Source organism: Acetobacterium malicum subsp. dehalogenans DSM 11527 (genome assembly GCF_000472665.1).
In the GTDB taxonomy this organism is placed as follows: Bacteria; Bacillota; Clostridia; order Eubacteriales; family Eubacteriaceae; genus Acetobacterium; species Acetobacterium malicum.
In genome coordinates, this window is the sequence record NZ_AXAC01000006.1 from 49,191 (window position 1) to 74,011 (window position 24,821).

16 protein-coding genes are annotated in these 24,821 nt (G+C 45.6%); 4 read left to right on the forward strand and 12 right to left on the reverse strand.

The window, feature by feature from the left end:
- Positions 1 to 145 precede the first annotated feature (145 nt).
- Positions 146 to 394 carry a GlsB/YeaQ/YmgE family stress response membrane protein gene (locus tag A3KS_RS0103140; RefSeq protein ID WP_026393671.1) on the reverse strand — a complete coding sequence of 83 codons (249 nt, stop codon included), beginning with the start codon at positions 392 to 394 and terminating at the stop codon, positions 146 to 148.
- A 397-nt stretch (positions 395 to 791) separates the two neighbouring features.
- Here A3KS_RS0103140 and A3KS_RS0103145 point away from each other — a divergent pair, with 397 nt between their 5' ends.
- Entirely contained in the window at positions 792 to 1,460 is a 669-nt protein-coding gene (locus A3KS_RS0103145) for a GTP pyrophosphokinase (RefSeq protein ID WP_051355621.1), read from the forward strand.
- A gap of 227 nt (positions 1,461 to 1,687) precedes the next feature.
- Positions 1,688 to 2,182 carry a rubrerythrin family protein gene (locus A3KS_RS0103150; RefSeq protein WP_026393673.1) on the forward strand — a complete coding sequence of 165 codons (495 nt, stop codon included), beginning with the start codon at positions 1,688 to 1,690 and terminating at the stop codon, positions 2,180 to 2,182.
- A gap of 113 nt (positions 2,183 to 2,295) precedes the next feature.
- Here the strand turns inward: A3KS_RS0103150 and A3KS_RS19865 are convergent, their stop codons facing one another.
- The 11 genes from A3KS_RS19865 to A3KS_RS0103205 form a co-directional block, all read right to left on the reverse strand.
- Positions 2,296 to 4,443 carry an NHLP bacteriocin export ABC transporter permease/ATPase subunit gene (locus A3KS_RS19865; protein ID WP_051355622.1) on the reverse strand — a complete coding sequence of 716 codons (2,148 nt, stop codon included), beginning with the start codon at positions 4,441 to 4,443 and terminating at the stop codon, positions 2,296 to 2,298.
- Positions 4,444 to 4,446: 3 nt separating this feature from the next.
- The gene (locus tag A3KS_RS0103160; protein WP_051355623.1) at positions 4,447 to 6,648 is read right to left on the reverse strand and encodes an NHLP family bacteriocin export ABC transporter peptidase/permease/ATPase subunit; all 2,202 of its coding nucleotides are present in this window, start codon (positions 6,646 to 6,648) and stop codon (positions 4,447 to 4,449) included.
- A gap of 17 nt (positions 6,649 to 6,665) precedes the next feature.
- Positions 6,666 to 7,490 carry an HlyD family efflux transporter periplasmic adaptor subunit gene (locus tag A3KS_RS0103165; RefSeq protein WP_026393675.1) on the reverse strand — a complete coding sequence of 275 codons (825 nt, stop codon included), beginning with the start codon at positions 7,488 to 7,490 and terminating at the stop codon, positions 6,666 to 6,668.
- Positions 7,483 to 8,625 (reverse strand): ABC transporter substrate-binding protein, encoded by a 1,143-nt coding sequence (locus A3KS_RS0103170; protein ID WP_026393676.1) that lies wholly within the window; start codon positions 8,623 to 8,625, stop codon positions 7,483 to 7,485. Before A3KS_RS0103170 ends, A3KS_RS0103165 begins: the two co-directional genes overlap by 8 nt.
- 32 nt (positions 8,626 to 8,657) lie before the next feature.
- Complete coding sequence (locus tag A3KS_RS0103175) at positions 8,658 to 10,361, reverse strand: B12-binding domain-containing radical SAM protein (RefSeq protein ID WP_026393677.1); 1,704 nt, start codon at positions 10,359 to 10,361, stop codon at positions 8,658 to 8,660.
- Complete coding sequence (locus tag A3KS_RS0103180) at positions 10,337 to 12,088, reverse strand: B12-binding domain-containing radical SAM protein (RefSeq protein WP_026393678.1); 1,752 nt, start codon at positions 12,086 to 12,088, stop codon at positions 10,337 to 10,339. Before A3KS_RS0103180 ends, A3KS_RS0103175 begins: the two co-directional genes overlap by 25 nt.
- Before the next feature lie 79 nt (positions 12,089 to 12,167).
- Positions 12,168 to 12,440: a Nif11-like leader peptide family natural product precursor gene (locus tag A3KS_RS0103185; RefSeq protein ID WP_014354806.1), complete on the reverse strand. Its 273-nt coding sequence runs from the start codon at positions 12,438 to 12,440 to the stop codon at positions 12,168 to 12,170.
- 28 nt (positions 12,441 to 12,468) lie between these two features.
- Positions 12,469 to 14,181: a B12-binding domain-containing radical SAM protein gene (locus A3KS_RS0103190; protein ID WP_026393679.1), complete on the reverse strand. Its 1,713-nt coding sequence runs from the start codon at positions 14,179 to 14,181 to the stop codon at positions 12,469 to 12,471.
- Between the two features lie 15 nt (positions 14,182 to 14,196).
- The gene (locus A3KS_RS0103195) at positions 14,197 to 17,799 is read right to left on the reverse strand and encodes a B12-binding domain-containing radical SAM protein (RefSeq protein ID WP_026393680.1); all 3,603 of its coding nucleotides are present in this window, start codon (positions 17,797 to 17,799) and stop codon (positions 14,197 to 14,199) included.
- 211 nt (positions 17,800 to 18,010) lie between these two features.
- Positions 18,011 to 19,387 carry a sigma-54 interaction domain-containing protein gene (locus A3KS_RS0103200; RefSeq protein ID WP_051355624.1) on the reverse strand — a complete coding sequence of 459 codons (1,377 nt, stop codon included), beginning with the start codon at positions 19,385 to 19,387 and terminating at the stop codon, positions 18,011 to 18,013.
- A 351-nt stretch (positions 19,388 to 19,738) separates the two neighbouring features.
- Complete coding sequence (locus tag A3KS_RS0103205) at positions 19,739 to 21,154, reverse strand: trimethylamine methyltransferase family protein (RefSeq protein WP_026393682.1); 1,416 nt, start codon at positions 21,152 to 21,154, stop codon at positions 19,739 to 19,741.
- 310 nt (positions 21,155 to 21,464) lie between these two features.
- On the opposite strand from A3KS_RS0103205, the gene A3KS_RS0103210 reads away from it, so the two are divergent.
- Positions 21,465 to 23,057 (forward strand): BCCT family transporter, encoded by a 1,593-nt coding sequence (locus A3KS_RS0103210; RefSeq protein WP_026393683.1) that lies wholly within the window; start codon positions 21,465 to 21,467, stop codon positions 23,055 to 23,057.
- Positions 23,058 to 23,272: 215 nt separating this feature from the next.
- The gene (locus A3KS_RS19870; protein ID WP_051355625.1) at positions 23,273 to 24,790 is read left to right on the forward strand and encodes a BCCT family transporter; all 1,518 of its coding nucleotides are present in this window, start codon (positions 23,273 to 23,275) and stop codon (positions 24,788 to 24,790) included.
- Positions 24,791 to 24,821 lie beyond the last annotated feature (31 nt).

Below are 24,821 nucleotides of genomic sequence, written 5' to 3' on the forward strand. Positions count from 1 at the left end.
TTATTTATTTTGCCGATATTCTCAGATGATCACAAAAAGACCCTGGTCTTCAGGGCCGCCATTTATTTTACGCTCATAAAAAGTCGGGAAGAGAGAAACCTCGCCTCTTTCCCGACCAATTGGAACCTGCAGTTAAATATACTCTTTATTTTGTAAACAAATTAATGATAACCAGCAGGATTACCGCCCCCACCGAGGCAACAAAAATACTCCATAAATTAAACCCGGTTACCCCGGCTGTTCCAAAAAAGCTAAATACAAATCCGCCGATCATTGCTCCCAGAATTCCGACCACGATATTTTTAATTAATCCCATCTTCTCATTGTTTTTAGTCAGCATGCTGGCCAGCCAACCGGCTAACCCTCCAAGTATAATCCAGGTGAAAAATCCCATAGGGCCACTTCCTTTCTTTCTCTGTTTGTTATTATTATACCCATTGATCTTAAAACAAATCTTTCAAATTCGCCAAATATCACCATTCCAGGCTTTCGCAACTCCGTTATCCCCTTACATCGCTTGGTGATCACCAAAAATTTCGGTTATATTTATCACATTCGCCATTCCTTAAAATGCACCTAAGGTTTTAGATGTACAATTACTCGTTGTAGACTTTATTAATAGCAACCGCATTCATCACATGCGCTCACCATTGTTGAGATACTTGTTAAGGCCATAACTCCCCAGCCTTTATTGATATTGCAACGTTTCCCTATTTACAGCTTGCTTATTGACACGATTAACTATAGAAAGGCATTTTCTACTCTTAATTGATTGAAAGTGATAAAAAACAATGCAAATTAATTCAACTGAAGTCCCCTTTTCTGAAGATCTGGACATTAACGGAAGTCTGAAAGAATTTCTCCTTCAACAGCAGATTTATCGTGCTGCCATCAAAGAAATTAAAACCAAGCTTGAAATCCTCGATGAAGAATTCCAGGCCAGATACGACCACAATCCGATTCATCACATGGAATACCGATTAAAAGCGCCCCAGAGCATTGCTGAAAAAATGCAGAAAAAAGGTCTGGAGATCACTGCTGAAAATATCCGCAAAAACCTGACTGATATTGCTGGCGTTCGGGTGATCTGTAACTATTTAAATGACATCAACCGAATTGCCAACCTATTACTGCGGCAGGATGATATTACCCTGGTCCGTAAAAACGACTATATCACCGAGCCTAAGAAAAACGGCTACCGCAGCCTCCACCTGATTGTTCTGGTACCTATTTTTCTGGCGGAACGAACCGAATCCGTTCCGGTGGAAATCCAAATCCGCACCATCGCCATGGATTTTTGGGCCAGTCTTGAACATCAGCTCAAATATAAAGGACATAGCGATATGTCTGAAGGACTCCGGGAACGACTGAAATACTGCGCCGAGTCGATTACCCGACTCGATGAGGAAATGCAGATGATTTATGAGGAAATCACCGCTGACGACTGTGAACAACAATAATCGATACCGAGGCAATTGCTTCGGTTTTTTTATCTTCATTTTTACTTTTTTCCCAAATTTTATTGACACTGCGGTTTTTCTATGATATCTTATTTACAATCATTACTGTTTAGTAATTATTTCTTGTAAAAAAGGTTCATCCACAAGAGTCTGGAACGTTCCCCTTTCTTTCCAGACTCTTGCTAAATCGAACTACCTATTTAAACTATTGATATGGAGGAAAACAAATGTCAGAATCAAAAACATTGAACAATCTTATGGAGGCGTTTGCCGGCGAGTCCCAGGCAAACAGAAAGTACACTGCTTATGCAAAAAAAGCTGAAGCAGATGGAAACATTAATGCGGCTAAATTATTTAAAGCGGCAGCTGATGCAGAAACGCTACATGCTCTGAAGCATTTTGAAGTGGCTGGAAAGATTCATACAACAGCAGAAAACCTTAAAGATGCCGTCGCCGGCGAAACCCATGAATATACTGAAATGTATCCCGACTTCTTAACAGAAGCTGAAGCCGAAGGAAACAAAGAAGCCATCAAAACCTTTACTTTTGCCATGAAAGCCGAAGCTGTTCATGCCCGACTGTATCAGGAAGCCCTGGAAAATCTGGATCAAACCGAAGAAGTCTTCTACTACCTTTGCCCCCTCTGCGGAAATATTGAAAAAGCAGTGCCTGATAAATGCCCGATCTGTGGTGTTCCCGGAACCAGCTTTATTAAGTATTAACTACTGCGTATTTAGAATACTAAAATAAATAATCAACCCCATCTCCTAACCAGAAAAAACCAGAAGTTCCGCCGTCTTAACGGAGGATGCTTCTGGTTTTTTTCTGCACTTTATCAGACCAGTTGTCTTTTGGCGTATTTATAAAAATAAGCTTCTTTTTTCATCAGTTCATCATAGGTACCAGCTTCAACGATGGTACCCTTTTCCAGTACCAGAATCCGGTCACAATCCATGATCGTACTGAGCCGATGAGCAATGACAATCCGAGTGGCATCAAGATTTTTCATACTTTCCGAGACAGTCTTCTGGGACCGGTTGTCCAGGGCGCTGGTGGCCTCATCAAAAAAGATGATCGCTGGATTGGCAGCAATGGCTCTGGCAATTAGCAACTTTTGCCGCTGCCCCCCCGACAGGGTTCCGGCTCCCTCTGCCACCATGGTTTTAAGACCCATCGGCATTTCCCGGATTTCTTCATCCATGCCCACCTTTTTAAGCAGTTCCCAGACATCTTCTTCGGTCAGTTCTTTTTTTGAGCCGGCGATATTGGATAAAATATCCCCGGGGATCAGTTGACTATCCTGAAGCACCACTCCCATTTGCTTTCTGATTTCCCGGATATCGACACTTTCCAGATCAAATCCGCCGCAGTAAATCGTGCCACTGGTCGGTTTTTCAAAACCCAGCAACAAGCGTAACAGGGTTGATTTGCCGCTGCCGGAGGCCCCCACAATGGCCACATATTCGCCATGTTTGATATTGATAAAAATATTATCCAGAATCGTTGCACCGCCCTCGTAATAGGAAAAGTACAGGTGCCTTATTTCGATATCCCCCTGAATTTTTCCCGGCGTCGTTTTAAAACTATCTACTTCCGGAATACCGTCAATGATCGGTTTAGTATTTTCATACTGCGGCACTACGCTGTTAATCGAAATCAAGGTTTGTACCAGTCCCAGCAACGAGGATATAAAGATAACAAAGGCTGAATTGATGGCCACAAAGCCCCCGGAAGAAATGCTGTTGACACTCACATAATAATAGATCACACACATTGACAGGGTCGGCAGGGCAATGGTCGTTAACCGCAACAGCGCCATCAACTGTCCTCTTTTATACTCCACCTTTCGCTGTTTGGCATACTCCCGGACCCATTTCAAATAGGAGCGACTTTCCGCCCCGGCCACCCGCAGCCGCGAAACTGAGGTGATCAGCTCAAACACCATCCCCGAAATATCATTGGACATTTCCAGCGAGGTTCGCTGACATTTCATTTGCATTTTTCCGATCACCAGGGTGACTGCCACACTGATGGCCGTTAAAGCCATGGCCAGGAAGCCAATGGTGGTGTTGATGGTAAAGATATAAAATCCATTGATAATTGAAAAAGAGCTGGTGATAATCATCGTAATGACATTAACTGATAGTATCTTCTGGATCATTGCAAAGCCGGTGGCCCGCATGGCCAGAGCTCCGGATGAATACTGCTTGAAAAATGAAGCCGGTAGTGATAACAGTTTATCCAGCAGCGAATTCTGCAATATCGACAATTTCCCTTGGATGCGGAGTACACAGATATTTTGAACCATGGTAAACAGGCCCCGGCTGATGGCCACAGCCACCAGAATAAATCCCACCACCAGAATCGTCACTGATTGATTTTGGGGAATCCAGACGTTGAAGGTCTCTTGCATGGCCATTGCCGGCAGCAGCGATAACAGGGCCGTCACTACCGCCAGCACCAGGGTCCAGACCAGATCCCGACGGCGGAACAGTTTTAAGCCCAATTTTATCATATCTAAAAAAGATACTGGTTCTTTGGGCAAGGGTGGGTAAAAAACATAAGCCCGGTCGAATTCCGACTGGCCATCCACTTCCTGAGATGTCCCATCAGCACGAAAGCACCGATAGCGGGTTGGTGTTTTAGGGATCAGGGCGACTGGCTCTCCCGTCATGGTAAAGGCCAGCATCGGGCCATTGTCGCTGTGATACCACTCCGCTTTCAAGTCCACCTGGCGAATCCGAAATCCCGATTCATCGGCGATCATTTTAAATTGATCACCGCCGCCACTTAGCTTACGCAGGGGCGGAATTTTCACAACAATTCCCATTGCTTCGGCGACCTTGATCACCGCCGCGATCAGCGGGTTATCATCCTGGGATGCCGCCGATTTTTTGGGGGATAAAACGCTGTCAAAGGCTTTTTTGGCGCTGTTATCGTATTTTTTATTGATCTGTCGGATCTCTTCTAGTTTTTTTGCCATCTCTTATCCCTCAGTTCTGATCAGACTTGCATACTCACCGCCCAAAGCCATCAATTCTTCATGGGTGCCGCGCTCTTTGACAACCCCGCAGCTCAGTACGATGATCTCATCACAATCGCGAATCGTTGATAACCGGTGGGCCACCAGAATGGTGCTGATGCCGCGGCGCCGGATGTTTTCACTGACCTCGGCCTCGGTGGCCGTATCCAGCGCACTGGTAGCCTCATCCATCACCAGGATCCGGGGATTTTTACATAAGGCCCGGGCGATTTCCAGTCGCTGTCGCTGCCCGCCGCTTAAGTTTTTTCCGCCTTCGCTTAAAATATGGTCAAAGGCGTTGGGCAAAGCCAGAATATCTTCATAGATACAGGCGTCTTTGGTGGCCTGGATGACATCCTCGACCGCAATGGTTTCATCCCACATGGTAATGTTGTCCAGCACCGAGGCCGAATACATCACGATTTCCTGATCGACCGAGCTCATCGTGTTGACCCGCAGCTCGGCCGGAATCGCTTTAATATCAATGCCATCAATGCGTATTTCACCGCTCCAGGGCTGGTAAAGGGTGGTAATCATTTTGGCAATCGTCGATTTGCCGCTTCCCGATGAACCGACCAGGGCGATTGAACCACCAGCCCGGAGGGTCAGGTTCAAGCCCTGAATAATCGGGTCTGAGAGTCGGTTATATCCAAAGGTCAGATCCCGGATCTCAATCTCGCCTTCCAATTGATCACAGTCAAATCCATCCAATGAAATTTTTTCTGACTCCAGGGCGATATCTTCCGGATATTTTTCGACATCATCGAGACGCGCAATATCGGCGATCATCCCCTGTAAGGCGGCACTGGTGCTAACCAGCTCACTCATTGGCTGGGTAAAGCCGGTCATCAGCGTATTAAAGGCCACAAAGGTCCCAATGGTCATGGTTCCCATTAATACATACTCACTACCGATAGTAAAGATCAGAGCCGTTAAGATCGCCGTCAGCAGAGTCGGCAGCACCGAAATAACGGCTTCCATCCGCCCCATCCGCTGTTCCACTGCCAGCGTTTCGGCACTGAGTCCGGCGATGCGGGTAAAGAAATTGTCTTCCTCACCAATTGACTTAATGGTTTCGATGGATTTCAGATTGACCATGATCCAGCCAATCGATTTCCCCTGATACTGCAGCAGCACCCGGTTGTTGTCAGCATTCTTTTTGGCTGTGTATTGCAGCAGAAAGATGTTGATCCCGGTGATGACGATGCCAATCAGGGTCAAAATGACATTATATTGAAAAAGCAGAATCAGGTATAAAAAAGCTGTGACCAGATTAACCAGAATACGGGCCAGATTAGAAGACAACGCGGTTGCCACGGTATTGATGCTTTGCATCCGGCTGTTGATATCACCGGATTGGCGCTGATTAAAAAACTCCACCGGCAACCGCAGGACATGACGAAGATAGGTGCCGGCACTGTCGATGGCAATATAGTTCTCCATCCGCACCAGGGCGTTCTCCTTCAGCCAGTTGAGAATGGCCTGGAGTACCACGGTGTTTAGCAGAATAAAAACAAAAATCAAAATATCAAATTTTTCGGTATTATTGAGGTAATAATCGACAAATATTTTGGCGTAATTGGCAATAATCAAACCCGGAATAACCAGCAGCACCCCCAGCACCAGGGCATAGAGTAAGGGGGAAATCCCGGTTTGGGATAGCCGTTTAAACAGCGCCTTCCAGACATCGGGCTTTTCCCCGGCCTTTTTAAACTCCGGTCCCGGTCGGGACTCAATCACCACCCCGGTAAACATTTGTCCCAGTTCTTCCGTAGTGATTACCCGTTGTCCCGAAGCCGGATCGCACAAATAAACCTTGTCGTTTTTAAACCCTTCCAGGACGACAAAATGGCTGAAATCCCAGTGAATAATCACCGGCATCGTCATTTCTTTTAACTTATCTACGGTACAGACAAAGCCCTGGGACTCGAGGCCGTAAAGTCGGGCTGTTCTGGCAATATTTCCGGCTTTTACCCCATCCCGGGAGACCCCGCAATCAATCCGGAGCGTCTCCAGGGTTTCGTAGCGCCCATAATAGGCCAGAATCATCGAAAGCGATGCTACCCCGCACTCTACTGCTTCCATTTGCAGCACTACCGGTACCTTAGCTATTTTAGGCAGTTTTCCGTGCTCATCCCGACTTTTCTCGGTTTCTGAATTCGTCATGAGTCTATGCCGCCTTTCTAAGAGATAATCAAATTAATGAGATATAACTGATCGGTGAAAATCGTCGCGCTGGCGGAGGTCCCAGCGGTGATTTCACCGCTGAAACCATTGTTTTCTTTGGTCCAGATATAATTCCCCTGATCATCTACCTTGGGATCAATAATAATCTGCATTTCAACGGGACTCTCTTGCTCCTGAGATAAACCACTGAGCTGAACACTGCGAACAATCCCTCTTAAATATCCATACTCATCGGTGGCGGCCGATTCCACCGCTACAAATGCCCGGTCTCCCTGCTTAACATTAATCGCCTGTTCATAGCTGGAATAAGCCAGCACCACCACTGTGGTTTCTTCGTTCTCCCGTTTGACAATTTGACACAAGGTGCTGTTCTTAGGCAAGAATGCGCCGTCCTGAAAACTCAGGTCTGCCACCACACCGCTTTCCATCGCGACAATCATCGTTTGTCGTTTAACCAGGCTTTTCTCCTGATCAGTTAAAACGGCCCCACTGGTGATCTGAGCTGCGGTCCCCTCGGTGGTCAGTACACCCAGCAGATCACCCCGCTTGACATAATCGCCATTGGAGACACTGAGCTGGGATAAGATCCCTTCATTTTCAACCACCACTTGGGCGGTTCCTTCGCCATAGGATACCACCGCATCCATGGTGGTGGTGATGTTAATGGGGACGGTAATCGAATAAATGATCACACCGACTAAAAAAATGATAATCCCCAGCAATATCAGCAGATTCCCCGGACCGATGACCGTCATCAGGGCTGCATGCTCACTTTTTTTGGTGCTTTTATCCTCTTTATTTTTAAAAATGGATTTACTCACTACCCTGTCCTCCCCCCGTCAAATTGTCCTTGGGCACCAATTGATCATTGACATAGATCTTCTGGAACACCGGAATCCCGTTGATCAGCCGTTTATCAAAGCTTAAACTGCCATAGACTGTATCAATACTGTTCTCTTCCAGCACCTTTTTAAGGTCCGCTACGTCCAGACTCTGGGCCTGGTTCGCCGCGGCTGCCGCCAGGTGCATATTCATGTAGGCTTGAGCCGCCGGTAAATCCGGATTCTTCCCATAGGCCTGTTGATAAGCCTGAATGAATGCCGCTTCGGGACCCGCCGTGGCGGTATTGTTAAAATAACTGGTGACCTGGGTCAGGTTTTTCATGCTCTGGGGAATTATATAGGGCTGAATCTCAATGTCATAGCTGGCAAAAATTGGCCGGGTATTACCGGTTTTTTCCAGATACCCATAAAGCGCGGTGATATCCTCGCCGACACAGGCGGTAACGATGGCCTGGGCGCCCAGACTGTCCCATTTTTTTAGATAATAACGGAAATAATCCAGATTCGGTAGATAAGACACGGCATCAACAATTTCAATGCCGGCTTCACCCGCGTGTTCTTCAACTTTTTGCATATAATCTTTGCCATAGGTATTGCCGGCGGTATGAACAACGGCAATCCGGCGGATACCCTGAGCGGCCATACTATTGACCATTTCACTGGCCATCGCATCATCCGATGGTGCGCAGAGATAGGCGCCCTCATTTTCAGCCAGATTTAGTTTCGAGCTGGCGATAATCGGTGCGAACAGCAGCTTATTATTCTGGTTATAGATGCTCCCCACCTTCAGCACATCATCGGTGCTCCGATGTCCGATAACAATCGGAAAACCTCGATTTTCGCCAATCCGGGTGGCTACTTCCACGGCGGTATTGGTGTTATTACCATCATCATTGTAATTGATTTCAATGGTTTGATTGAGGATCCCGCCCTGCTCATTGATCTCCTTAGCGGCCAGTTCGATGCCATTTTTAAAGGACTCACTGTACTCCTGCGAGAATGGATAAACCACATCCACCGACAGGGTGTTTATTTTGGCAGTTTCTGCTGTGCAGCCAAAGCAAAACACCAGGCCAATCAATAAGATCGATAAGATCATAAGGTGTTTTTTCATCGCCTTCTCCTTACGTTTGTATAATTCTTAAACTAAATAAATGCTGAAAATAAAATCAAATGCTGTTTACTCATTTTCACCAACAACTTTTTTAGGTCCCCGGCAGACAAATTCAATTTTTCAGCCATTTCACTGCTGGCAAATCTCCCGGAATAGCTGAGAATCTCAACTTCGGTTTGACTGAGAGTGTTCAGATCCAACATCGAAAAATCCGGGATTTTGTGGATAATCCAGGTATTTCTTTCTTCTTCACTGAGCTCATACCATTCTTTCAACAGGCCTTTGTACGCAATCAGTTTTTTATAGTACGCCACCATGGTCGCATCTTTGGCATAAATAAATTTAAGGTATCCGGCCGCAATACCGTAGTTAAAGGCTAGGTTGAAGTCGGCTTTAATCCGTTCTTGGGGAATCAGACCTTTTTCAAACTGCTCCTTCATTTTATTGGAGACGGCCGTAATAAAACGGGAGCGACCCATACAGATTTCCGGCAGTGACAGCGCTTGGGTATGGTTGACCGGAAAATCCTCCAGGTTGGTCAGGCATTCCCGGTCTTCCAGAACAATCCCGAATTTTTCGGGATGATTATAAATCTGGGTGCCGGGCAGGGGCATAATAAAGGTTGTTGAGATGTCCAACATCCCCGGCGCCAGATCCAGCAGCGCCAGGACTGTTTTAGTGGTCTCGGCGAGGGTTGCGGCGGTTTCAAAGGCGCCGCCGATAATATAATTCCCGGTTAACTGGGGCAATCCTTCGGCATAGCAGATCTCGACCACCTTTTTTATGTCGGCGGGGCTGGCTTGTTTGCCATAGGCTTTCAGCACATCATCCACCCCTGACTCCATTCCGATCTGCATCCGTACCATGCCACTGTCAATCATTTCGCGGATCAGTGCTGAATGCTTTACCAAAAACCCGGGATGGCCTTCACAAAACCAGACAAAATTATATTTCTTTCGAAGCGTTCGCAAACCGGCTAAGATCTTTTTTAATCTAACTGGATTGGTGGTGAAGGTATCATCGCAGAAAAACAGGTATCGCGGTCGTCGACTGTTTTTTAAACGGGCTGCTATTTCGCCCAGCACCGCTTCCGCAGTTCGCATCCGCAAATTTTTAGAATTCCCGCCCTCAAAACAGAAGGCACAACGATAAGGACAGCCTCTGGCGGTAATCACCGACAACAGCGGTCGCTCCTGATAATTAAACACATCCTCGTTGCGGGGCAGTTCATATTTTGAGAAATCTTCCAGGTAGACATAATCGGCATTCTGGGATTTTCGGATTTCACCCGGAACGAGCACATCTTCGCCCCGGACCTTGGCACCCAGCCAGGTTAGGAGGCTTTCTTCGCCTTCGCCTTTTAAAATGCCATCAGCCTGATAAACATCCAGATCATCTTCGGTCATATGCAAGGTTTGGGGGCCGCCCAATACGATATAAAAATGATAATGCTTTTTTAAATAGGTGATGATGGCTGCTACCGCTGACCGATTATCAAAATCACAGTAAAAACAGACCGCAAACAGACGGTCTTTCATTTCTTCGATGGTTTTTACTGCGTCGGTGGTAATGCCGGTATAGGTTTTTGCATCAAAACCATTGGCATTGAGTTGGGCCGCCAGGGTCAATATTCCCAGATTTTCGATCATTTCAAAGGTCCGGCCCCGGATCATTCGTTGGGTGTAGACCAATAGAACTTCGGGTTTCCTGGTTACGGTTTCCGGTATAAAAGCCACTTATGCCCCTCCATTTTATTCAGGGATTGTTCCGCCTGGTTGTAGAAATCAGCATTTTTTCCCTGGGGGTCCAGTTTCAGTTTGCCCTGTTGCAGGATTTCTTTTTGAGAAAGTTTGCCATTGCATAATTTCAGCAGGGTATAGTCGATTTCATCCAGTTCCTGATCAAATATCTGCGGTTTTTCGCCGCTAACATCGGTGTACAGCCACAGCTCAAAGGTGCGGTGGACAATCGCCGCTTCAGCATTTTTTCCCAATTGATCACTCCGGACATACTCATCCGAAGCCCGCATTTTCCAATAGGCATCATCAATCGGAATATTTTTATAGACATAATCATTCCAACGGGTAAAAACACCATACTGACGACCCAAGCGGTAAGAATCCAGAATTACCGCTTCGGGAATTTTTCCATCAAAATAAATTTTTCGCATTTCATTCTGCAGCCGTTTGTTAGCCTGCAAACGAATATTAATCAGGTTCGTAAAATCCAGTTCTTTAGTGCGGGAAAGGGGAATATCCTCATTACAGCAATCAATCAAATCCTCATAGATGGACATCCCGAATTTTTCCGGATTAAGGGTGATGGGAGTTTTGGGATAGGGCAAAAATGAAAAATAAGCGGTTTCGAACTGACCTGGAGCCCGGTAAAGTAGTTCCATAATCAAATCCTCGGATTCCGCGATGGTTTGCCGGGTTTCATGGGGACCGCCAATAATAATATTGCCAGAAATGCCGTGAATCCCCGAATCAACGCAGTGGTCAATAACATCAACAGCCATTTTCCGGGTTATTTTTTTATTATAGCTTTTTAAAACCTCATCACTGCCGGATTCCAGCCCAAAAAAGATCTTTTTAAGGCCAGCTTTCGCCAGATTCCCGGCCATCTCCCGGTGCTTGTCAATCGTTGAGATATGCGCGCTGGCAAACCAGACAAAATCATAATCTTGGCGGATTTCTGTTATTTCCTGACAAATCTGGTTGACCCGCTTATGATCCAGGGTAAAGGTATCATCAAGAAAGTTAATATAATTAATGGCTGGATCGCGTTCAAAATTCTGCCGGATCTCCGTCATCAGTGACGGCACCGAATGGCGACGAACCCGTTTGGCGTTGGCTCCTTCATAACAGAAGGTGCAGCCAAAGGGGCAGCCCCGGCCGGTCAAGATTGGCAGCAGCCGATAATATTTATAATCGTTGGTCAGGGTAATATCCGGCCAGGGAATGTCGTCCAGTTCTTCCGGGGGCTTTCGTGGCGGTGTTTCCACCAGGGTTTCCGTTTCATCGAGATAAACAATCCCCTGAATCGCTTCAAGCGAACCTTTATCTTTGATGAAATAATCCATCAGCTCCACAATCGTTTCTTCGCCCTCGCCGATACAGGCTGCCTCAATCGCGGTTTGTTTCAGAAATTGGGCATCCATTCCAGAAGTTTGTGGCCCACCCGCCAGCAAAGTCACCTCGGGATAGCGTTTTTTTACTTCCTGGGCAAAGGTTTTTACCCAATGAACATTGTTAAAATCACAGTAGAAACCAATGATTTTGGGTTTATTTTCTGTTTCCATCACAGCGATGACATAATCCAGGGCTTCCTTGGCATAACCCTGAAACATTTCAACTTGATAACCTTTTTGCCTTAATAGTTGAGTCAGTATATTCATTCCCAGATTACTGCCGGGAATATAACCGCTGACATAGCGGTGTGATTTGATCAATAATAATTCCATATCTAACACCCCCCCTTTGAACTGCTGACTGTAGCCAACCAATCAGTAGTTCGAAGGGGGAAATCCCCTTCTTCGCTTATTAAGCTCTAGCTGTTTGTGTTGCTGTAAAGGCGTAATCTACGCCAACAATACTTAAACCGCCAGCAGCCTGATCCAATTGATCATCACTGATTGGTTGTTTTGCCTGTGCTTCTTTAAAAGCAGCATCAAATTCAGCTGCAGTACAGCTGTAACCTAATTTTGCAACAACTGCATCAAATTCTGCTTCAGTTTTAGCATCATCAAGTTGTTTTGCCAATGCCTCATCAGTTAATACTTTTGCGGCTAATGCTTTTGCACCATCAATACTCATTTTCTTCCTCCTTTCCAAACGATTTTGGCTAAATCACAAAATGTGTCAGCCAATATTTAAAATTAAATTGATACAGAATATCAACTAATTTTCCATGGAATTCGGCCTGGTTTTGATAAGGGCCACCAAATATAGTAAACAATTCGGTTTCGATCTCAGCCAGGCTTTTTTTACCGGCACAACGCAGCAGCAGCTCATACTCCAGCGGCGAAAGCGCCATGCCATCAAGTTTTGGGAACCCTTCAGTAAAGGTCATCGTGCGCCATAATTCAAAGGTGCGCTGGGGATAATCGCTGGAAAAATCCAGTGATGGGTCAAATGCCTGTCCCTCGTTTAAATAAAGCACGTAATAATATTCATAAGCTCGGGGATTGGCGGCAATTTCCTCAAACCAGCGGCTGCGGATGCCATAGGTCAGGGCGGCTTTAAATTGCTTCATCACCGCTTGCTGTTTCAGTTGATGATTTTTGATTTTCTTTTGCATGCTTTGCCGGATCACCTTATTGAGTTCTTGGCGGTCATTCATCAACTGATCCTGACTTTTTCCTTTTGGTGTAACAAAGGGATAGTCATCGCCGGAAAACCGGCCGGATTGATCATGTAGCTGCAGATTGAATTTTTCCGGATTAGTTAATATCTCGGTGCCGGGATAAGCTCTTAAAAAACCGGTGATGATATCAATGACCCCGGGGGCCCGATCCATCAGCGTTTCGATCAGGTTAGCAGTTGCCCCAGGTGTTTCCTCTGGACCGCCGACGATAAAATTGGTGGCAATCTGGGTCAGACCGCAGTCGGCGGCGTAGGATACAAATTCAATGATGTCGTCAATCTTCACATGTTTGTTGTACGCATCAATAACCTGCTGATCGCCGGATTCAATGCCGATTTGTAAGCGGATCAGCCCGGCCGCAATCATCGTCGGCAGGATATCCATCCAGTTTTTGATTCTGCCCACATGGCATTCGCAATACCAGACCAGATCCCGGTCTTTTCTAATTTCTTTCATGCCGAGGCAAAATTCTTCAATTCGCTCCCGATTGAGGGTAAAGGCATCGTCCATGATAATAATGTAATTCAAGTCCGGATTATTTTGCAAGTTGAGTTTGATTTCCGCCAGTACGAGCGGAATGCTTCGCAACCGGACCTGCTGTTTGCCCGGGCTGGGGGCGCAATAGGCACATTGGTAGGGACAGCCCCGGCCGGTAAAAATCAATTTACCATAGGAGTGATCTGTTTGCAACGATGCGTGGTAAGCCGGCAGCGGCAGAGCATCGAGATTTGCGATTATTTCTGGTGGAGTTTCGGTAAAAATCCCGTCTTTGATCATCGCCAGCCCGTTGATCTCACTTAAATCGCCATCTTCTTTTAACACGGCCTTTAAAAGCAGTGGCAGCGATACTTCGCCCTCACCTCTTAGAATGAAATCGGCCTGACTGTCTTCCAGAAATTTCTGTTTCAGTCCAATACTCTGAGGACCACCAACAATAATGGGAATATTCCAATCTGCTTTGATTTTTTTAGACAAAGCTTCAATCAACTGAACATTATCAAAATCACAGGAAAAGCCCACGGCGACCGGTTCATTCTGTTTTACCTGTTCCAGCAGATGTTCCGGCTTGCCATGAAAAACCAGCGGCTCAAAGCCGGCTTCTTCTAGCGCTCCGGCCAGATAAAAGAGCCCGACATAATCATGGGAACTGGTTTCGTATTTTTTTGACACATTGCAAAGAAGTATCTTCATTTTATTACCCTTTTTCTAGAACGGAACAACAAGAAGCCAGTATTTTTTATCAAAAACTTTCAGCGTCGCAATGATCCGCTCCATTAATTCATTGGAACTTTCGTTAAATGGTTTTCCGAATCGCTCGTATAGGATGTCAGTAATGGCAGCGATGGTGCTTTTGCCGGTGCAGTATTTCATGATTTCGTATTCAAAGGGTGACAGTGCCTCGCCCCATAACAGCGGATAACCCTGGGAAAAATCGACATCCCGCCACATTTCAATCATCCGCTGGGGCCGCCAGTTGGGCAGTTCGGCCGGATTCACATCGATAACCCGACTGGCGGATTCCCGGGCCAGCATGGTGTAATAGGCGGTCAAGGTCGGGCGATGATGAGAAATAATATTAATCCAGTATTTGGGCCCGTTGGAGGCCATCGATGTTTGGTAGCATCTTAAAATATCTTCGTGACCCAATTCCCCGTCGTTTAACATGATTTTTACCTCATCCACAAAACTCTGGAGATATTCCTGATAGGCCCCCATGATCTCCCGGCGATCCATGGTTTCACTATCCATAATCGGATAGTCGGAAATACTGCCGAGACCCTGCTTGTCGTAAATCGTCAGCCCATATTTTTCGGGGTGCAGGCCAATATCGGTCATCGGATAAGGCATCACAATGCTGGGGGCAATTTCCATCATTCCCGGGCCCAACCGCAGCAGCTTGGCCCCAAAAGCCTTATTCTTTTCAATATGTTCCCGATTTTCAAAGGGACCACCCACCAGCAGCGCGCCAAAGACCTGCTGAACCCCGGCATCATAGGCCGCTTTCACGACGATTTCCACCATTTCCGGAGAAATATTTTTGCGGTAAATTTTAAGCATCTCCTTATCGACGGTTTCAATGCCGATTTGAAGCCGGTTAAGGCCGGCATCCACCATCGCCTGCAATACTTCTGGTCGGCGGCTTAAGGACACCACATCGGCCTCACAATAGAACTGAAAGGGCTTGACAGCCTGAAGGGCTTTAGCCTCCCGGCAAAACTGATCCAGCCATTTAGGATCCGTAACCAGGGTGTCGTCACAAAACTTAAAATAATTGAGCTCCGGATATTTAAGCAGAAAATGTTTCATTTCAGCGATGACGTTGGCCACACTCCGCTGCCGCATCGGCCGTTTCAAAGCACCTTCATGGCAGAAAACGCAGTGATAGGGACAACCCCGGCTGCTCATCAGATAGAGGCTGGAAAAATCAATCGGGGTGATGCTTTTATCATAGGCCGGAAAGGGCAGATCATCGAGATTTTCCACCACCGGACCTTCGCCCCTATCGATGCAGTCACCATTTTCGTTGAGATAAAAGATGCCGGCAATCCCATCCAGGTTTTGCTGTTCTTTTAAGGCATTAAGAACCGCTACCATCGCCAGTTCGCCTTCGCCCCTGACAATCGCTGCCGCTTGGGACTGGCGCAGATAATCTTCATCCAGAGAAATCGCTTCCGGTCCGCCAATCAATATCGGAATCTGATAGGTTTCGGTAATTGCCGCACTGACTTTTTTAACCACGTGCTTATTTTCAAAATCGACCGAAAAGCCAATCCCGCAAATTTCATTAAAAGGATAGCGTTTCAGATAATCGATGGCCTGATCCGGCCGGCATTCACAGACAATGGCGTCATAACCGTTAGCGTCCAGATAACTGGCCAGGCCATAAATGCCCAGAAAAGCGCCGTTTCTACTGAAGCCGGCAATTTCCATCCCGATGGTTGATAATTTAAAAAGAATGAACTTATTTTTCACGACATCCTCAACTTCTTTTCCCTCTGCTTTGCCCTGCTGCTTCCATTCCTGATCTGCCGCTGTGGCAGTCAGCGCTCCTGACAAGACACACATCCCCACGGCTTCCAGTTTCTTGATGGTTTCCAGTAGATGCTGTTTAAACGCTTCAAAGTTCTCAAAGCTATTCTGGTATGCCGGGAAAAGTATTTTTGCCATCTCGTTCATGGTCAGTTTTCCGGAGCTGTATTTTAATACTTCAAATTCAAAGGGTGAGTAAACAAATCCGTTTAACACCGGAATTTCGGCCGCTAGCTCGGGGGTCAGGGAAAGCAGGGCAATCCGTTGGGGGTACGTCGCAAAAACCGCTTCACCTTGATAATCTCTGGTCAGCTTATCGCCCCGAATCCGGGCCTTGTACTGGGCATCAAAATAGGGGTACCGGGAATAGGCCAGTCCCTGCCACATCCCACTGAGGCCATATTTTTCACTGAGGTTATAACTTTCCAGAATTACCGCATCGGGAATTTCGCCATCACTGAGCATTTTTCGCATCAATTTGATATTCATTTCAAAAAACTCATTCCGGGCGGCGCAGATTTCTTCGATGCTCAGGGTTGCGGTTTCAATCACCGGAAAATCTCCCACCGAGGTCAGTGCTTGTTCATCCTTCACAAAAATCCCGAAGGCTTCCGGATCTTTTGACATCGCCGTTTCCGGGAACGGCATGTAGAAAGTGCTGACCACTTCCACCATGCCCCGACCAGCCTTGATCATTTGATTGACGGTATCAAAGGTATAGTCCAGGCTTTCCCGGGTTTCCAGGGCTCCGCCAATAATGATGTTGCCGACCAGCTGGGGCAGACCAGCGGCCTGACAGATCTCAATGACTTCGAAGAGACCTTCCCGTTTGATCTTCTTGTTATAGATATCAATAATGTGCTGATTACAGCTTTCAATCCCGATCTGCATCCGGACCAGCCCGGCGTCCACCATCATTTTTACAATTTCCGGATATTTGATGACAATATTGACATGGGCATCGGCAAACCAGACAAAATCGTGTTCTTTTCGCAGCTCTTTAAGTTGTTCACAAAAGGTTCGCACCCGTTCCTTATCCAGGGTAAAGGTATCATCTCCGAAAAAGATATACTTCACATTGGGGTTTTGTTTTAGCCGACAGCGGATTTCTTTCATCACGCTTTCAACACTGCGGCGCCGGACATTCTTGCTGTTTCCACCCTCATAACAAAAAGAGCAGTGGAAAGGACACCCTCGTCCTGACATGACTGCCATATGATTTATGCCCTGATGCTGGGCGGATTTAATTGTACCCGTGATTATCGGTAAGTCATCCAGATTCTCAATGGCTGGATAAATGCCATTATCATAATAGCTGCCATCTTTGCGGTATGAACACATCCCGAAAATGCTTTCCCATCGCTCGATTGCTTCATCTTGAATGGCCTGGATGGCTTCGTACAGAGAATATTCCCCTTCACCTCGCATGATCGCATCGGCCTGGCTGGCGCGCAAAAATTCTTCACCCAACCCCACGGTCTGGGGTCCGCCCACAAAAACGGTGGCGCCATAGCGCTTTTTTATTTCTTTGGAAAAACTCTCAACTGCTGACTGATTCTCATAATCACAATATAAACCCACCACCGTGTTTTCGTCCGATCCAGTCGCTTCGAGAAATTCCAGCCCTCTTAACAGCTCGCCTGAAAAAACAGCCACATCGATCCCTTTACTGGCCATCATTTCCGCCAGCGACATATGGCCAATTGGCTCAATTTGGGTGATTGAATGCGTCCGGGTTCCGCGATGAATAAGCATCAGTTTCAAGTTGATCGTTTTCACTATGTGCCTCCAAGTTCAATTTATATTCAGTTTATCTATATCTTATCAACATTTTTCGTGATTTTTATACAGTGTATTCTTTTTTAACTGTTTTGTCTATTGCTTTTTTGTTAAAACAGCTGCACTTTCTTTATACCAATTGAACGCGCTTTTATTCATCCTCTGTGAATCTATTCCAAAAAAATCCAAACAGAATTTATGCTCCAGAAGATCACATCTCATTGATATATTTATTTATTAAAAGATTAGCCGTAGATTGACTGAGCCCCATTTTTTTAGCAATAATCCGGCTCGACTTGTATTTCGCATAAAGCTTAATGACCGTGCGCTTTTTAAATTCTTCAACATTAAAACATTCCTCATCGAACTCTTCGATGTCTTCCTCCTGATCCAGGTACTGTAGAAAAAGACTTTCATTAACAATGATCTTGTCTGACAATATGCACATGCGTTCAACTGCATTTTTTAATTGCCGCACATTTCCCGGCCAGTCGTAACTGATAAAATAAGAAAGAATTGCTTTGCCGAATATTTTTTTGGTATTATAGCGTCTATTAAAATCATTTAAAAAATGGGTTACCAGCAGCAGAATATCATCTTTTCGCTGACGCAACGGCGGCAGAATAATTTTCGCCGTATTGAGCCGCCAGTAAAGATCACTCCGGAATTTCTTTTCTTTGATGGCCTGAATCAATTTTTGATTGGTGGCGGCAATGATCCGGATATTGACATGTTCCGGTTTGTTACTGCCCACTGGAATAAAGCGCTGGTTTTCCAGCACATCCAGAATTTTCACCTGCATTTTAGGCGATAAGTCCCCGATTTCATCCAGGAAAATGGTACCGCCATCGGCATCTTTCAGTAAACCGGTTTTACCTTTTACATTGGCACCGGTGAAGGCTCCAGGCATATAACCAAAAAGTTCACTCTCAAACAAGCCATCAGGAATCGCGGCACAATTAATGGCAATAAACGGTTTATGACTCCGGCGGCTCTCATTATGAACAGTTTGGGCGATATAGCTTTTGCCGGTTCCGCTTTCCCCTAAAATCAGCAGATTACAGTCGGATTTGGCAATTTTTTCCAGATCGCTGAGGCATTGTTTGAATAATTTACTCTTTCCGATAATTTGATCTGAAAACTCCAGATCGATGGTTTCAATGGGATTGCGGACGTCACGATAACTTAAATCGACTGACCGGATATTATCCAGTGAGGTTGAAACCATAAATTCAAACTCATTATTATCATCGTAAACCGGCACATTGATACAGATAATGGTGCGATTGGTTTTGTAATATATATTTTCCGTGACGATGGCCTGGTGGGAGACCTTGGTCAGATCAAAACTATAGGGATCCCAGAGCCCTTCTTTTATTTTTTTGCTGTCTTTTTGGACAATGTCTTCCGGTTTGATGCCATAAAGCCGGGTAACCGCGGGATTGGCATAGACCACCTTGCCATCTTTGTCGAGGACATAGATTTCGGTAAATGAATTTTCGAGAATCTTTAACAGCGTTTCATGGGGGATTGACTTTAAATAGTCATCATACGCAGGGGTGTTGACAGTTATGGATAGATCGATCATAAGTTTCTCTTCTCTTTTTTTATATTTGTTAACGATATCATTCCCGGCCCAACAAAAGCATCAACTTAAAAAGATCTTTGATAGTGTCGTGTCTCAATGCTGCTGTTGCCGCTCAAATGACTGATGGAGTCATTATAACATTTTTTTTTATTTTTACAAATCGCACCACTGGCAAAACAAAAAAATCCACAGGCCAAAACCTGTGGATTACAGACTATCAAAAAAGATACCCCAGTACCGACAATTGTTACATCATGTTGTACGCATCGGAGCGGACACGGCAAAGCCTGTCCGATTCCGCGGCGAACAACAGATTAACAATTGGTCGGTACGGTAGTTTAGCGACAACCTTTATTTAAGTCTTAATTCTGGGGGTAGCAGTTCTTCGATCATTTTTATTTGCGCCTTATCCAGTTCTAATGGAACATAGTCAGCGATTCTCTTTTTCCAGGCCTGGGTGGCTCGGTCCCGGATACTGATGGAATGCTCCTCTTTTTCCCAATTGGAATAAGCTTTGCGGTTGGCAAATTCCGGGAAAATGAAATCATGTTTGTAGGTTTTTGTGGTTCTGGCAATATAATTGGCGGAATGTTCGATCTTTTCCATTTTGTCCATACACAGGAATTCGTCACTGAAATCAACACTTTTTAAAAAGCGTCCGGATATTCTATAGGTATCCTCATCAAGCATGAATTTTTCATAGCCCAGGGTATTAAAGGAATCCATGATGCCTGCCAGCATATAGGATACTTCCGGTTCACACATTAAAGCCGAGAGACCAACCATGGTTGATTCCCGTCCCGACTGGTAATCATCATCCTTAGCATCGGAGAGGCAGCCGTGGGATCGTTTGGGTAAGCCATAGAAATTGGCCAGTTCACTTTCAACAAACCATTCAACGCTGGTTTCGGCCCCGCCGCAGACACAGAGACTATAGCGCAGATCGGTTTGCAGGGCGCTGAACTGGTAAATGACTGGGGCTCCCGGATTGACCAGCTGCGTAGCCACAATGCCGGCCAGCCGCTCGGTATTGTTCTGAATGATATTGCCCGCTAAAGCCGGCGGTCCGGTCAGTCCCGCCAGACCCACTCCGGCGATACAGCAAACTTGCCCATTTCTGGCATATTCGATCAGGGTTTCGCACATATGACGATCCCAGGCAAAAGGTGGGGCACTGGTAACTAGGGTTGACATCAACACCTGGTCATGAATATCATTAAATTCTTGGGCCAGTTTTATCGTCCGGCGGCAAACTTCCGCACTGCCGTTTAAACCGGCCAAAGGTTTGTCGCTATACATCATCGGCGCCAGGGTCATAAAATCGGTCCGGTAAGGCACCGGAACATCGTGGGGGTAAAGCAGCTCACAATCAATGATGTCAATCACATCGCTGGTATGAAAGAGTTTTATGAAATTGACAAAGTCATCAGCCGTGGCCGGTCGGTGGATGCCTTCCTGCAGGACATTGATGGGACCCAACGATGATTGTCCGACAGTTTTCTGCTGGACGGTGCCAATCGGAATTTTTTTACCCCGGGAAACATGCACAAAATTACGGGGACAGGACGCCAGCGCTTCATTGACCAGCTCCTCGGTGATATAGACGATCTCGCCGTCAACTTTTAATCCTCGCGCTTTAAATAGCTCCAGCAATTCAGCTGAACAGAAACGAATCCCTTTAGTCTTTAATAAATGTAAGGATTTTTCGTGAATTAATTCGACTGACTCTTTTGTAACAAAGTTTCTCGTGTAGTGTTTCTTATACATAATAGTATACCTCCTGAGTATTTCTAATCAGTATCCTACGCATAATTCGTGCCAACATGTCAGAATCCAATATTTTTGGGATTTTTATGATAAACCCTCCAAATCGACATGTTTTTTTAATTGCTCAGTGAATGAAATTCGTTCGTTTGAGTGATTTTCACTCAGGAATCATCTGAAACCATAACCGTCGCATTCGTAAAAGCCTTGAAATTCGCCATTCTATACTTTGGCATGTTTATTGCTTATTTAAATATTCAAATAGTACTTTGAAAGGAGAAGATATATTAAATTCTAATATATCAAAGAAGAAATGAAAAAAGAAATGCAGAAGCCCGCTAAGGCTTCGATTTTTTCAACGGTTAATGGCTGGACTTTTTTTCCGCCACTGATTTTCACCGTCGTTTTGAGCGCCGTGGTTATGACCAATCCCGAAGCCTTTGGAAAGATTCTACAAGCTGCCTTTGCCTTTACCACTGACAGTTTTGCCTGGATGTTCAGCTGGTACTTTATGGCCTTATCAGCAGTCGTTCTGTTTCTGGCCTTTGGTCCGCTGGGAAAAAAACGGTTTGGTAATGAAAAACCGGAATATTCCACCGCTTCCTGGCTGGGAATGATGTTTACCGGTGCGGCCGGTCTGGGGGTCCTCACCTGGACCACGGTTGAATGGTTCTATTCCTATCAGACCCCGATGTGGGGTGTGGAAACCGCTACTCCGCAGGCCCTTGCCCAGGCGGCAATGCTGCCGTTATTCCACTGGGGCCCAGTATTTTACATGGGTTATGCCCTGATTGCCGTCGTTTTTGCCTACCAGTTCTATTGTAAAAAATCAGCGGATTCGCTGCCCAGTACCGCCTGTACCACACTGATTGGCAGCAAACGATCCAACGGTGGTTTCGGAAAAATAATTGACATCATTTTTGTAATTTCCATGCTCTCTTCCGTTGTTACCTGTGTGGGTGTCAATATTCCGACGCTGGTGGCGATTATTGCCAATATGACCGGCAGCCAGCCGCCCTTTATCATATCCGTGGTATTAATCCTATTATGGAGTTTAATCATGGCAGTGTTGCTCTTTGCCGGACTTAAAAAAGGTCTGGGCCTGCTCAGTAATATCCGGGTTTATATGGGCTTCGGGATTCTCGTTTTTGTTTTACTTTTTGGCCCGACTTTCTTTATGCTCAATTCATTTACTGACGGACTGGGCATGGTAATGAATAATACCCTACACCTGATCTCCAATACCGACCCTTATGCAAAATCCTTAATGCCGCAGGGCTGGACCGTTTTCTATTTTGCCTGGTATATAACCATGTCGATTCAAAATGGCGCTTTCTATGGACGAATTTCCCGGGGCCGGACCGTGCGCGAACTGATTTTCGGTTTGATCGGTTCAACCGTCATTGGTACCTACATGTTTTTCGCCGTCTTCCAGGGCTTTTCAATTCATACCTTCTTGAATGAGGGCTTGGATCTGGGTGCTGTTATGGCTACTGGCGGACAGGGCGCTGCCATTGCGGCAGTCTGGAAATTTTTACCCTTTGCCGTTGTAATGATGCCAGTTTTATTCGTTTTTGCCAACATTTGCATGCAGACCTTATTAAATGCCAATGCTTACAGTATGGCCATGGCAACCACCAAGGTATTAAAAGCCGGTCAGGAACCACCGATCTGGATTCGTATTTTCTGGTCAATCTGTATTGGTGTGATCAGTATTGCCTTACTGATGATTGGCGGGATCCGACCTTTCCAAACCATTACGGTTATTTGCGGTATCCCGGCACTGTTGATTATTGCGTTGATGACCTTGTCATTTTTAAAAGATATCCGCACCAATGGCTGGGTAAATTCACCAGACAGCACTGACGTGGAAACCGCCGCAATAGAAGAACCACAAATAATTTAACAACGATCCTCATAATCAATCAAAATATTCGGCAACAAAGCTGGAGCAATAAAGACAATCAGGCGCTAATTCAATGAAACGCTACCGGCTGATCTCAGGGTAATCATAAACGGGAGCTAAAGGTGTCGAAGAAGTTGTATTCATATGATATACTGAAAAAATTATTCGATATGATAACGGTTAACTTATTGAAAAATCCTGATAGAAGGAAATGAATGGATATGAAATCATCTAAATCAAATACAAATTACAGTATGATTATTACCGTGCTGGCCTTTGTATTCATTGTAATTGCCTATTTCTTTATCGCTCCGGATCAATCCAAGCGTGTGATTGACTCGCTGAACAATTATATCCTGACTAATTTCGGCTTTGTCTATGTCTGGATTGTGCTGATCTCATTATTTTTGTGTATCTACATTGGTGCCGGCCGATTTGGCCCGATTCGATTGGGCCAGGAAAAAAAAGAATACAGTGAATTTTCCTGGGCGGCGATGATGTTCTGCTCATCCATGGCCGCCGGTTTTATCTATTGGGGCAGCATTGAATGGGTGTTTCATTATATCAAACCACCTTTTGGAATCAATCCATTGAGTCCTGAAGCGGCCGAGTATGCGGCCACCTTACCGATCTTTTATTGGGGCATCTCAGCCTGGGGTGTTTATCTGATTCCCGCCGTGGCGTTTGCTTTCCTGCGTTATAATTTAAAAAATGAACGCTTTGATGTCGCCATTGCCTGTAAACCCCTATTGGGAAAATATGCCGATGGGGTCGGTGGAAAAATGATCAACATTCTTTTCCTCTTTGGTATTTTAGGTGGGATTGGCACCGCTCTGGGGATTGGATCGCCGCTGGTTTCAGCCAGCCTGAATCAACTTTTTGGCTGGGAAGATACCCCGATGTTGCGTTTTTCGGTCATTGTCGTGGTCACTGCTATTTTTACCGTATCCGCCTATAATGGCGTAAAAAAAGGGATTCGGATCTTAAGCAACATCAATATTATCCTGATGTTACTGATGATTATTTATGTATTCCTGGTTGGCAATCAGAGTTTCATTGTCAATATGCAAACAACGTCGCTGGGGCTGCTGCTGGATAATTATTTTAAAATGAGCACCTATCTGGACCCCATCAGCAACAGTGGCGATTCCCAATCCTGGCTGGTCTTTTATTGGGCCTGGTGGCTGTCCTATTCGATTTTCATGGGACTGTTCATTGCCAAAATTTCCCGGGGCCGGACCATCCGGCAGGTCATTTTCGGCGGCTTGTTTTATGGCTTTTTAGGCTCGTTTTCAATGTTTTCGGTGCTTGGCAATTACAGCCTGGATCTGCACTTACGCGGCCTTGTCGATATTGTCAAGGGTGTGACTGAAAATGGCGGACCGACAACAGTCGTTGATCTGTTTACTAAAATGCCATTTGGCAGCGTCTTCGTATTCGTGCTGTTGATTACATCAATTCTCTCCATGGCCACCAGTTTTGACTCTGCTGCCTACACCATGGCCATGGTTTCATCAAAATACGTTCCCTTAGATGGACGGCCCAGAAAAAAACTGACAATATTCTGGGCCGTGACATTGGCAGCAATACCGATGGTATTAATGATGTTCAATGGCTCATTAGTTCAGGTTCAGGCCCTTTCGGTGATCCTGGCATTACCAACCTGTCTGATCTACAGCATCATTGTCATCAGCTGTTTAAAAATGTTGTCAGAAGCAGCAATGAAAGAGTAACGGGTTAACTTAACCGATCGTAAAATTACGA

Coding starts and splice junctions, on each gene's coding strand:
- A3KS_RS0103140 (WP_026393671.1), bottom strand. CDS start 394: ATGGGATTTTTCACCTGGATTATACTTGGAGGGTTAGCCGGTTGGCTG.
- A3KS_RS0103145 (WP_051355621.1), top strand. CDS start 792: ATGCAAATTAATTCAACTGAAGTCCCCTTTTCTGAAGATCTGGACATT.
- A3KS_RS0103150 (WP_026393673.1), top strand. CDS start 1,688: ATGTCAGAATCAAAAACATTGAACAATCTTATGGAGGCGTTTGCCGGC.
- A3KS_RS19865 (WP_051355622.1), bottom strand. CDS start 4,443: ATGGCAAAAAAACTAGAAGAGATCCGACAGATCAATAAAAAATACGAT.
- A3KS_RS0103160 (WP_051355623.1), bottom strand. CDS start 6,648: ATGACGAATTCAGAAACCGAGAAAAGTCGGGATGAGCACGGAAAACTG.
- A3KS_RS0103170 (WP_026393676.1), bottom strand. CDS start 8,625: ATGAAAAAACACCTTATGATCTTATCGATCTTATTGATTGGCCTGGTG.
- A3KS_RS0103180 (WP_026393678.1), bottom strand. CDS start 12,088: ATGGAATTATTATTGATCAAATCACACCGCTATGTCAGCGGTTATATT.
- A3KS_RS0103185 (WP_014354806.1), bottom strand. CDS start 12,440: ATGAGTATTGATGGTGCAAAAGCATTAGCCGCAAAAGTATTAACTGAT.
- A3KS_RS0103190 (WP_026393679.1), bottom strand. CDS start 14,181: ATGAAGATACTTCTTTGCAATGTGTCAAAAAAATACGAAACCAGTTCC.
- A3KS_RS0103200 (WP_051355624.1), bottom strand. CDS start 19,387: ATGATCGATCTATCCATAACTGTCAACACCCCTGCGTATGATGACTAT.
- A3KS_RS0103205 (WP_026393682.1), bottom strand. CDS start 21,154: ATGTATAAGAAACACTACACGAGAAACTTTGTTACAAAAGAGTCAGTC.
- A3KS_RS0103210 (WP_026393683.1), top strand. CDS start 21,465: ATGAAAAAAGAAATGCAGAAGCCCGCTAAGGCTTCGATTTTTTCAACG.
- A3KS_RS19870 (WP_051355625.1), top strand. CDS start 23,273: ATGGATATGAAATCATCTAAATCAAATACAAATTACAGTATGATTATT.